The sequence below is a fragment of the Pseudomonas sp. GM48 genome, from assembly GCF_000282335.1.
GTDB lineage: Bacteria > Pseudomonadota > Gammaproteobacteria > Pseudomonadales > Pseudomonadaceae > Aquipseudomonas.
In genome coordinates this window covers 1-8,591 of the sequence record NZ_AKJM01000143.1, presented here as the reverse complement: position 1 = coordinate 8,591, position 8,591 = coordinate 1, and the positions used below count along the sequence as shown (strand labels likewise).

The following is an 8,591-nucleotide window of genomic DNA, read 5'->3' as shown; positions in this document are numbered from 1 at the left end:
GCAGCCTCGCAGGCTCGGCAGCTGCTACAAGGGGGTGCCGCCGATTTAGTGCCCCATGAGCCAATGCTGATGCGGCCCCGGCAAGGTCCAGATGCCAAACAGCATCACCAGCAACCCGCCCGTCATCCGCACACTGCGCTTGCGCAACAGTGCGGTGATGCGCTCGGCGGCGAGGCCTGTCGCCAGCAGCACCGGCCAGGTGCCAAGCCCGAACGCAAGCATCAGCAATGCACTGTCCAGCGCGTTGCCCTGACTGGCCGACCATAGCAAGGTGCTGTAAACCAGGCCGCATGGCAGCCAGCCCCAAAGCGCGCCCAACAGCAGCGCGCGGGGAATGCTCGATACGGGCAGCAAGCGGTTGGCGACGGGCTGAATATGCCGCCACAAGCCTCGACCGAGGCTTTCGATACGGGTCAGGCCGCTCCACCAGCCGGCCAGGTACAGGCCCATGGCGATCAACAGCAATCCGGCGAGGATGCGCAGGAACATCGCCGCCGGGCTGCTGGCCACGGCCCATCCGGCCAGGCCGATCAGCAATCCGGCGCAGGCGTAGCTCAGAATCCGCCCCAGGTTGTAGGCCAGCAGCAGGCGAAAGCGGCGGCTGCGTTGTTCCTTGGGAATCGCCAGGGTCAGTGCGCCCATCAAACCGCCGCACATGCCCAGGCAATGGCCGCCGCCGAGCAAGCCGAGGATCACCGCCGACACCAGCAGTGGTGCCAGTTCAAACATGGGGCGGTGCCTTGTCTTGCGGCTTGGCCGGTTGGCCGTTGGCCTCGTCGACGGCGGCGGTGTGGTTCGGGTCCTGGTCGTCGAACAGGATGCTGTGGGCCGGGCCGTCGAGGTCGTCGTACTGACCGCTGTCGACTGCCCAGAAGAAGATATAGACGGCGATGGCCACGATCAGCAGCGCAGCGGGAATCATCACGTAAAGAGCTGGCATCTGAACTCCATGCCCGCGCGGCTCAGGCCGGCAGCGGGCGGGTTTCTGGCGTGGTGGAGAGGGCGGGCGCGCTCGGCATCCGAGTCAGGCGCAGGGCGTTCAACACCACGGTCAACGAACTGATCGACATGCCCATCGCAGCCCAGACCGGGGTAATCCAGCCGAGGGCGGCGAAGGGCAACATGAGGCCATTGTACAACCCGGCCCACAACAGGTTCTCGATAATCACCCGACGGGTACGCCGTGCCAGACTGAAGGCTTGCACCAGCGCGTCGAGGCGGTTCGACAGCAGAACGGCATCGGCACTGGTTTTCGCCAGATCGGTGGCCGAACCCATGGCAATGCTGATATCCGCGGCCGCCAGCACCGGCACGTCATTGACCCCGTCCCCCAGCATCAATACCTTGCGACCTTCTTTGTGCAGTTGTTGCAAGACTTGCAGTTTATCGTCCGGACGCAAACCGCCGCGGGCTTCATCGATGCCCAGTTCCGCCGCCACGCTGGCGACCATCGGCGAGCTGTCGCCGGACAACAACAGCGTGCGCCAGCCACGCGCCTTGCACGCGGCCAGCAGCGCGGGCGCATCGGCACGCAAGCGATCATCGAGGACGAGCCAGGCCAGCGGTCCCTGGCCGTCGCCCAGCAGCAGCCATTGGCCGGCTTCTTCGGGCATCGGCGGCACCACGGCGCCACTGAGTTCACAGACGAATCCCGGTTGGCCGATGCGCAGGCGTCGCCCCTCGACCAGACCCTCCAGGCCGAGTCCCGGGGTGCTGTGGACTTCTTCGGCCGCCATCGGCGCGCGTCCGAATGCACGGGCGATCGGGTGTTCGGAGCGATTTTCCAGGGCCGCGGCGAGACTCAGGCATTGATCACTGTCGAGCGCACCGAGAGGGCGGATCGAGCGCAGCGCCAGGCGCCCTTCGGTGAGGGTGCCGGTCTTGTCGAAAATCACTGTGTCGATCTGGTTCAGGCCTTCCAGCACATGGCCGCGAGTCAGCAGCAGGCCGAGTTTATGCAATGTGCCGGTGGCGGCGGTGAGCGCGGTCGGCGTCGCCAGCGACAAGGCACACGGGCACGTCGCCACGAGCATCGCCAGCACAATCCAGAACGCCCGCGAGGCATCCAGTTGCCACCACAGCAGCCCAATCGTGGCGGCAACGATCAGCGACAACAGCAGGAACCATTGCGCGGCGCGGTCGGCGATTTCCGCCAGGCGCGGCTTTTCGGCCTGGGCGCGGTCCAGCAGGCGGACGATGGCCGAGAGGCGAGTGTCCTGGCCCAGGGCCTGGACCTCGACGGTCAGCGCGCCTTCGACGTTCAGGGTGCCAGCGGTGACCGCATCGCCAAGGGTGCGGGGTTGCGGCAGGTATTCGCCGGTCAGCAGCGACTCGTCGACACTCGACTGGCCGTCGAGGATCTTGCCGTCAGCCGGGAGAATGGCGCCCGGATGAACCAGCACTTGATCGCCGATACGCAGTTCACTGAGCAGAATGCGTTCGCTCTGGCCGTCAGGCGTCAAGCGCAGGCACGAGGCGGGCAACAGGTTCACCAGTTGCGCAGTGGCGGCGGCCGTGCGCTCGCGGGCGCGCCGTTCCAGATAACGCCCGGCCAGCAGGAACAGGGCAAACATGCCGACGGCATCGAAATACAATTCGCCGACCCCGGTGATCGAGGTCCAGATTCCGGCAACGTAGGCGCTGCCGATGGCCAGCGACACGGAAACGTCCATGGTCAGGTGGCGGGTACGCAAATCGCGCATGGCGCCTTTGAAGAACGGCGCGCAGCTGTAGAACACGATCGGGGTGGTGAGGAACAGGGCGACCCAACGCAGGATGGTGTGCAGTTCAGGACTGAGGTCGATGTTGAATTCAGGCCAGGTGGCCATGGTTGCCATCATCGCCTGGAACCACAGCAACCCGGCCACGCCGAGCTGGCGCAGGGCCAGACGGTTTTCGCTGGCCAGTTGTTCGCTGGCGCGGTCGGCCTGATAAGGGTGTGCGGCGTAACCGATGTGGCGCAGTTCGCTGAGGACCTGGCTCAGCGGTAATTGCGCGTCGCTCCAGCGTACGTGCAGGCGATGGTTGGACAGGTTCAGGCGCGCTTCGGCTACGGCAGGCAAGGTGCGCAGGTGTTTTTCGATCAACCAGCCGCAGGCGGCGCAACTGATGCCTTCCATCAATAGTGTGGTTTCGGCGAGTTCGCCGTCGTGGCGAACGAAGGGTTGCTGCACATCGGCACGGTCGTACAGCGCCAGTTCATCCACCAGTTGCACTGGCAGCGCTTCGGGGTTGGCCGAGGCTTCGCTGCGGTGCTGGTAATAGCTTTCCAGGCCGCCGGCGACAATGGCCTCGGCCACGGCCTGGCAACCCGGGCAGCAGAATTCGCGGGATTGCCCCAGGACCGCGGCGGTGAAGCGGCTGCCGGCCGGGACGGGCAGGGCGCAGTGGTAGCAGGGGAGTGGGGTGGTCATGAGGTTTTCATTAATGCCGCTGGATCTCTGTCGTCAAGTAGGGCCTCTTCGCGAGCAAGCCCGCTCCCACAGTTGATCAATGTCGTGCACTGAATGTGTGTACACCAGTGATCCCTGTGGGAGCGGGCTTGCTCGCGAATGCGCGGAGCGCAGCTTTTACTTTTTCAGGTCTTCGGCACCTTGCAACGGTTCGTCACCGAGCAGCAGATCCTTGTCATGGCTGACCGGTTCTTCTTCGAACATGCGCCAGATGTGGTCGTCCTGAGTGCCGAGCAACTCGACAAAACGCCGGCCTTCGACCTTGTCACTCAACTGGCCGATGTAGCGGCCCTGTTCGGTTTCGCTGCGGGTCAGGGTGATCTTGCGATCCTTTTCCGGCTGGGTCGGCGAGATCAGGTTCAGCTCCAGGGTCCTGGGCTGGCTGTCGCCGCTCAGGCGCAAGTCAACCTCGCCGGTCAGGTCATCGAGATGAACGCTGGCGCGCATTTTCAGGTTCTGGGCCAGCAGCTCGCGGTCGAGGGAGCGATTGATGCCTTTGCCGGCCTCGTAGTAGTTGTCGTTGACCAGGTTGTCCGGGTTCTTCACCGCGATGGTCACCATGGACAAGGTCAAGGTCACCGAACAGGCCAGGATCCCGATGATGATCCACGGCCAGAGGTGCTTGTACCAGGGACTTGCGGCAGTTGCTGCGGGCATGTTCTGTTCTCTCAACGATTTTGTGGGCCGATGAACCGGCTCTTGGCTTCAATGTGGACGCTGTCGTCATCGGCATCCTTGAGGATGAATTTCACCTCGTTGGTGCTCGACGGCAGTTTTTCCGGCGCGACGGACAGCTCGGCAGGCTGGCTGACGATCTCGCCGGCCGCGACCTTGATCTCGCGTCGGCCCTGCAATTTCAGATCCGGCAGGCCAGAGGCTTCGAGCAAGTAGGTATGGTCGCGCTGGTCCTTGTTCATGATTTTCAGGCTGTAGACGTTTTCGATCCGGCCTTCGGCGTTCTCGCGGTACAGCACGCGGTCTTTGCTGACATCGAAGCCCACCAGCGAACGCATGAAGAATGCCGTCACCAGCAAGCTGATCATTGCCAGCAGCACGATGGCATAGCCAATCAGGCGCGGACGCAGTTTATGGGTTTTCTGCCCGGACAGGTTGTGCTCGGTGGTGTAGCTGATCAGCCCGCGCGGGTATTCCATTTTGTCCATGACGGCGTCGCAGGCATCAATGCAGGCGGCGCAACCGATGCATTCGATTTGCAGGCCGTCGCGGATGTCGATACCGGTCGGGCAAACCTGGACACACATGGTGCAATCGATGCAGTCGCCCAGGCCCTGGGCTTTGTAGTCGATGCCTTTTTTACGCGGGCCACGGCTTTCGCCACGGCGCGGGTCGTAGGAAACGATCAGGGTGTCCTTGTCGAACATCACGCTCTGGAAACGCGCGTAAGGGCACATGTAGATGCACACCTGTTCACGCAACCAGCCGGCGTTGCCGTAAGTGGCGAGGGTGAAGAAACCGACCCAGAAGTACGACCAGCCATCTGCTTCGCCGATAAAGAATTCGATGGTCAGTTCGCGGATCGGCGAGAAGTAGCCGACGAAGGTCATGCCGGTGACGAAACCGATCAACAGCCACAGGCTGTGCTTGCTGAACTTGCGCAGGAACTTGTTGGCGCTCATCGGCGCCTTGTCGAGCTTGATGCGTTGGTTGCGGTCACCTTCGGTGACTTTTTCGCACCACATGAAGATCCAGGTCCAGACGCTTTGCGGGCAGGTATAGCCGCACCAGACCCGCCCGGCGTACACGGTGATGAAGAACAGGCCGAACGCGGCGATGATCAACATGCCGGACAGCAGGATGAAATCCTGAGGCCAGAAGGTGGCGCCGAAAATGAAGAACTTGCGCTCCGGCAAATTCCACCAGACGGCCTGATGACCGCCCCAGTTCAGCCACACCGTACCGAAATACAGCAGGAACAACACGGCACCGCCGGTCATCCGCAGATTGCGAAACAGGCCGGTGAAGGCGCGGGTGTAGATTTTTTCTCTGGAGGCGTAGAGGTCGACGCTGTTGTTCGCGTTCTTGGCGGGTGGAGTGACGTCGTGTACCGGAATCTGGTTGCTCATTATTGCATCCCACGGCAGTGGAAAAGTGCCTCGGTCAGTACGTGCCAACCGCGGTCAAAAAGAGGTGTTGCAGTGGCGCAATGATACGCCTGTCGCTCTAGCCTGCGGGTGCGACCTTTGGTCGCGTTGGGGAAAAATCACGAATGGTGTAGCAGATGTAACAAAACGTGATGCAGGTCAATTGACTTTTTGAGTATAGCCGCTGGCTCAGTGCTCGTTAGAGCAGGTTGATTTTTTATTTTCAACTAGCGAAGTGGCGACACATATTCTATTGGTTTGGAAGTTTTATCTAATTGCTAACTGGCAGGGCTCAATGTACTTTGCGCTTTCAATGCAATAGTTGCAAAGAGCGGCTATGCACTATCAATGGAAATGGATTTCAATGAAGTTACTAATTAATAATTGGCTGGCGCACTTCGCCTTGGTGTTGGCGGGTGCCTTGGGTTCAAGTGTTGTTTTTGCAGAAACACCGCAGCACATGGTGTTTGCTTCTGATTCGCAGTATCCCTGGAGTGATCTGACCGATAAGGGGGAATCAGACCCCAACAAAGAGGCTCGTTCAAAAGAGCTGATCGAATTGCAGTATTCCGATATTGCGAGTTTCAGAGCGCTTAACGGCGGCGCCCACCGTATACCCGTCATGATTAATGGTGATATCACGGCGTTCGGCCATGGAAATGAACGTTCTTACATGAGGGGCGTTTTCGAAACTAAACTGCTGGGGCGCTATGACTACGGTTTAGGTAATCATGATTATGCGAATAACATAGATAAATGTTTTCTGAATAATTGTGCGGCCGGAAGTATCAATGATTTCAAAACGCGCTATTGGGGGAGTGGCGTGTCCATGGATCTGGCAGCAAGAAGTACAGGGTTGGGAACGATTTACTACGGCAGCCTCGCCTACTCAAAGGACTTTGGTGATGTGCATGTTGTTCAATTGAATAATGAACCGACCTATACCGTCAGTTTTACTTCCGGTAATCCGCTCGCTCGGACGTCCTTTGAAATTACCGATGCACTGGACTGGCTTGAACGTGATCTGAGAAGCGCAAGAGCGCAGGGTAAAATAATCATTCTCAATATGCACAAGGTGTATGACTGGGCGGGGAGTGATGCGCAAGTTTCCCGATTTAAACAGATGCTCAGGCAATACAAGGTGACGGCTGTCTTTGGCGGGCATGATCACCGGGGGGTAGGGATGCATATATATTCCCGAAAGTACGAGCTGTTTGGCGAAGTGCCGGTGTTCATGAGTGGGTCTGCTTCTCAGCAAACCTACCTGATTGCCAGTTTTGCCGATGATCGACAGTCTTTGAAGATCAGCGCGGTATACGACAGTAACTGGCCGAGTCGTGAGCTTGTGAGGGTCATTCCTGTCTTGAAGTAAGCAGGTTTGGAATTGAAATAAAAACGGCCCCGCCCATGTGAATGGGCGGGGCCGTTTTTTGTTGCATCAAGCGTTTGCCTTACTCGGCGTCCGCTGCCTTCTCACCGTGAGACAGGCTGTAGACGTAAGCGGCCAGCAGGTGAACCTTGTCGTTACCTTGCAGTTGCTCTTGCGCAGGCATCTGGCCCTGACGGCCGTAACGGATGGTCTGCTGCAGTTGAGCGAAGCTCGAACCGTAGATGAACGCTGCCGGGTGAGTCAGGTCAGGCGCGCCCATCGCTGGCGTGCCTTTGCCTTCCGGACCGTGGCACGCCACGCAGTTGGTGGCGAACAGTTTCTGCCCGGCAACCGGGTCGGCCTTGGCGCCTTCCGGCAGCTTGCGGCCATCGAGGTTGGTCAGGACAAATGCAGCCACGTCGGCCACGCCTTGCTCGCCGATCACTTCAGCCCACGCCGGCATTACCGCGTGACGGCCGCCCATGATGGTGGTCTTGATGGTTGCCGGCTCGCCGCCCCAGCGCCAGTCGGCGTCGGTCAGGTTAGGGAAACCATAGGCGCCCTTGGCGTCGGAACCATGGCAAACCGAGCAGTTGGAGGCGAACAGACGACCACCCATTTTCAGGGCTTGCGGGTCCTTGGCCACTTCTTCGATTGGCATGGCAGCGAACTTGGCGAAGATCGGACCGAACTTGGCGTCCGACCTGGCCATTTCCTTTTCCCACTCGTGAACGCCGGTCCAGCCGGTCTGGCCATTGGCGAACGGGGTCTGCTTCTCGTTGTCGAGGTAGCCGTAACCCGGCAGCAGGCCTTTCCAGTTACCCAGGCCCGGATACAGCGCCAGGTAGCCCAGTGCGAAGATGATGGTGCCCACGAACAGCATGAACCACCATTTCGGCAGTGGGTTGTCGTACTCCTCGATCCCGTCGAAGGAGTGCCCGACCGTCTCGTCTGTCTGCTCTGCGCGCTGGCCCTTGCGGGTCGACAACAACAGCCAGGTCAGGCAAAAGATCGTACCGAGACTGAGGACTGTGACGTACAGACTCCAGAATGTAGTCATTCTTTGTTACTCCTAGAAGCTTGCTCGACGTGCTTGATGGCTTCGGGATCATCCGCGAAAGGCAGCAAGGTCGCGTCTTCAAACTCCGACTTGCGCTTGGGACTGAACACCCACAGTGCCAGTCCGATGAAGGCCACCATCACAACAACGGTGCCCAGGCCACGAATCATCCCGATATCCATCTAATTCACCGTTTGCTTTTGATGATGGTGCCCAGGCCTTGCAGATAGGCCACCAGCGCGTCCATTTCGGTTTTGCCCTTCACTGCATCCTTGGCACCGGCGATGTCTTCGTCGGTGTAAGGGACGCCGAGCGTGCGCAATACTTCCATTTTCTTCGCGGTGTCTTTGCCGTCGAGCTTGTTTTCCACGAGGAACGGGTAGGCCGGCATTTTCGACTCAGGCACGACGTTGCGCGGGTTGTACAGGTGCGCACGCTGCCAGTCATCGGAGTAACGACCGCCGACACGGGCCAGGTCCGGACCGGTACGCTTGGAACCCCACAGGAACGGGTGGTCCCAGACGCTTTCACCAGCGACCGAGTAGTGGCCGTAGCGTTCGGTTTCGGCACGGAACGGACGAATCATCTGCGAGTGGCAGGCGACACAA

Annotated in this window: 9 protein-coding genes; 1 reads left to right on the top strand and 8 read right to left on the bottom strand. The window is 60.0% G+C overall.

Annotated features, from left to right (window positions below; genetic code table 11):
- Nucleotides 1-45: 45 nt before the first annotated feature.
- From PMI28_RS03335 to ccoG, 5 genes are all read right to left on the bottom strand, one after another.
- Nucleotides 46-729, bottom strand: coding sequence for a sulfite exporter TauE/SafE family protein (locus PMI28_RS03335; RefSeq protein ID WP_007991588.1), 684 nt, complete (start codon nucleotides 727-729; stop codon nucleotides 46-48).
- The gene (gene ccoS, locus PMI28_RS03340; RefSeq protein WP_007991585.1) at nucleotides 722-940 is read right to left on the bottom strand and encodes a cbb3-type cytochrome oxidase assembly protein CcoS; all 219 of its coding nucleotides are present in this window, start codon (nucleotides 938-940) and stop codon (nucleotides 722-724) included. The genes PMI28_RS03335 and ccoS overlap by 8 nt, the downstream gene beginning before the upstream one ends.
- Before the next feature lie 22 nt (nucleotides 941-962).
- Nucleotides 963-3,413, bottom strand: a complete 2,451-nt coding sequence (locus PMI28_RS03345) for a heavy metal translocating P-type ATPase (protein ID WP_007991583.1) — start codon at nucleotides 3,411-3,413, stop codon at nucleotides 963-965.
- A gap of 156 nt (nucleotides 3,414-3,569) precedes the next feature.
- Nucleotides 3,570-4,109, bottom strand: a complete 540-nt coding sequence (locus PMI28_RS03350) for a FixH family protein (protein ID WP_007991581.1) — start codon at nucleotides 4,107-4,109, stop codon at nucleotides 3,570-3,572.
- A gap of 11 nt (nucleotides 4,110-4,120) precedes the next feature.
- Entirely contained in the window at nucleotides 4,121-5,536 is a 1,416-nt protein-coding gene (gene ccoG / locus PMI28_RS03355; protein ID WP_007991578.1) for a cytochrome c oxidase accessory protein CcoG, read from the bottom strand.
- A 355-nt stretch (nucleotides 5,537-5,891) separates the two neighbouring features.
- Here ccoG and PMI28_RS03360 point away from each other — a divergent pair, with 355 nt between their 5' ends.
- The gene (locus PMI28_RS03360; RefSeq protein ID WP_007991576.1) at nucleotides 5,892-6,926 is read left to right on the top strand and encodes a metallophosphoesterase family protein; all 1,035 of its coding nucleotides are present in this window, start codon (nucleotides 5,892-5,894) and stop codon (nucleotides 6,924-6,926) included.
- A gap of 79 nt (nucleotides 6,927-7,005) precedes the next feature.
- Here the strand turns inward: PMI28_RS03360 and ccoP are convergent, their stop codons facing one another.
- From ccoP to PMI28_RS03375, 3 genes are all read right to left on the bottom strand, one after another.
- On the bottom strand, nucleotides 7,006-7,983 hold the full coding sequence (gene ccoP / locus PMI28_RS03365; RefSeq protein WP_007991574.1) for a cytochrome-c oxidase, cbb3-type subunit III: 978 nt from the start codon (nucleotides 7,981-7,983) through the stop codon (nucleotides 7,006-7,008).
- Nucleotides 7,980-8,165 (bottom strand): CcoQ/FixQ family Cbb3-type cytochrome c oxidase assembly chaperone, encoded by a 186-nt coding sequence (locus PMI28_RS03370; RefSeq protein ID WP_003175465.1) that lies wholly within the window; start codon nucleotides 8,163-8,165, stop codon nucleotides 7,980-7,982. The genes ccoP and PMI28_RS03370 overlap by 4 nt, the downstream gene beginning before the upstream one ends.
- A gap of 5 nt (nucleotides 8,166-8,170) precedes the next feature.
- Nucleotides 8,171-8,591 (bottom strand): cbb3-type cytochrome c oxidase subunit II (locus PMI28_RS03375; RefSeq protein WP_007991572.1); only part of this gene is annotated, 421 nt, incomplete at its 5' end.